Origin of the sequence: uncultured Succinatimonas sp. (assembly GCF_905203285.1) — a bacterium.
Classification (GTDB): Bacteria; Pseudomonadota; Gammaproteobacteria; order Enterobacterales; family Succinivibrionaceae; genus Succinatimonas.
Map to the genome: position 1 here is coordinate 1 of NZ_CAJKVK010000150.1, position 1,827 is coordinate 1,827.

Sequence of the window (1,827 nt, forward strand, 5' to 3'; positions counted from 1 at the left end):
AGCCGTTTAGAGAGGATTTTTAGAGTTACTTATCTAGATCCGCAACTTTTAGGTTTGATAAGTTGTGCTGCGGTTTAGTAAAGGGAAATTAAGATATATCGGGACAGCTGAGAAGTAACAGAAAAATCATGTTGTTTAATAAATATGCTATTTCTTTAAAGTAAAGGGCTTACATTAAGGATAAGAATTATTTAACGGTTGTTGAAAGAGCATCTTACCGTTGTTAAACTCTTAGAAAGATTTTAACTGGACGGGTTTTTACGGATGTCTATCAATATATACGAAATAAGCGATGATTATCAGGACAAGTTAACGGACATGGTCCTTAAAGAATTTAAGGATACCGTAGAAGAAGTCTTGGTTACAGAAGAAGATTTGTATGACAGAATGCTGCGTTTGTGGAATGACCCTGAACGTGAAATTGAAATAGCATTGGAAGAGCCAAGTGATTTATGGAAAGAATTAAATTCTTTTATCGATCCGGAGTATGATTATTTTGAAGCCGAGGTGGTTTCAAAAGGGGAAATGGATCGCATTGTTTTGGCTAAAATTTTGTGCAGTAATGAGATGTCAGACGATCCTGAGGTTTTTCACTGCGTTCAATTTGTGTGGTTACCGTAATGGCAGAATTAACCGTAGGTCATGTAAATTTAGCTCGCGGTTTTCGCGGCGGCGAGCGTCAAACCGAGCTGCTGATTGCTTGTCTTGCTCGTCTTGGCGTAAAACAGTATTTGGTGTGCAGAGCAGGGAGCCCGCTTGCCGAGCATCTGGACGGTACTCCTGATTTAGAAATCATTGAGCTAAGAAAACGTATTGATTTACGTTTTAACGGACATAAATATTTGGCAGATAAATGTGATGTTATTCAGGCTCATGAGGCAAGAGCGACACAATGGGCTTTTGTACATCATCTGCTTTATAAGACTCCTTATGCAACGACGCGCCGTGTTCCTGAAACAGTGCGCGACAATGTTTTAAATCGTGCTATTTATGCTAAAGCTGCAGCTGTTGTTGCTATTTCATCAGCTATAGGAGATGGTCTTAAAGCGCAGTTTAAGCGCGAAATTGAGCTTATTCCCAGTTCTTGCGCGCATTTTGCTGTAAATGAAGTTAAAGCAAAAGAAATTAAAGATCGTTTTAAAGGCAGTTTTGTCATAGGTCATATCGGAGCATTGGTTGACAGACATAAAGGTCAATCTGTTTTGATTAAAGCTGCTGAAATCTTAAAAAAAGATATTCCGAATCTTAAGGTAGTATTTTTAGGTTCGGGAATAGATCTTGAGAAATTTAAAGAGCAGGGCAAAAATCTTGGAGACTCCTTGGTTTTTGAAGGATTTGTCTCAAATGTTGTGGATTACATCAAATCCTTTGATGTTTTTGCCTATCCGTCAAATTATGAAGGGCTGGGCAGTGTCCTTTTAGATGTAATGGAACAGGGTGTTCCCGTTGTGGCGACGGCTGTAGACGGGATCCCCGATATTGTGAAGGATCATGATAGCGGTCTTTTAATTGAAAAAGGAGATGCTAAAGCTTTGGCTGACGCTGTTTTGAAGATTAAAAACGAATATCTTTTAAAAGAAAAGCTTATAGAAGGAGCTCTTGGCATGGCAAAGGCACATAGTCCCGAGCTGATGGCTGCTTCTTATTTATCTCTTTATAAAAAGGTTTTAAAACATTAATTCATTAATAGAAAAAGCGGGGTTTGTTCCCCGCTCTTTTTTGTCAGATGTTATGAAATAAATCACGGGTATAGATTTTATCTCTTACATCGGCTAATTCTTTTTGCATGCGATTGGTGATAATTAAATCGCATTCCTTTTTAAAAGC

2 protein-coding genes are annotated in these 1,827 nt (G+C 38.3%); both read left to right on the plus strand.

Going from position 1 to position 1,827, the window contains the following annotated elements:
• Window positions 1–264 precede the first annotated feature (264 nt).
• Window positions 265–621, plus strand: coding sequence for a hypothetical protein (locus tag QZ019_RS09730; RefSeq protein WP_295484626.1), 357 nt, complete (start codon window positions 265–267; stop codon window positions 619–621).
• Window positions 621–1,679, plus strand: a complete 1,059-nt coding sequence (locus tag QZ019_RS09735; RefSeq protein ID WP_295484629.1) for a glycosyltransferase family 4 protein — start codon at window positions 621–623, stop codon at window positions 1,677–1,679. Before QZ019_RS09730 ends, QZ019_RS09735 begins: the two co-directional genes overlap by 1 nt.
• The last annotated feature ends 148 nt before the right edge of the window (window positions 1,680–1,827 follow it).

Coding starts and splice junctions, on each gene's coding strand:
- QZ019_RS09730 (WP_295484626.1), top strand. CDS start 265: ATGTCTATCAATATATACGAAATAAGCGATGATTATCAGGACAAGTTA.
- QZ019_RS09735 (WP_295484629.1), top strand. CDS start 621: ATGGCAGAATTAACCGTAGGTCATGTAAATTTAGCTCGCGGTTTTCGC.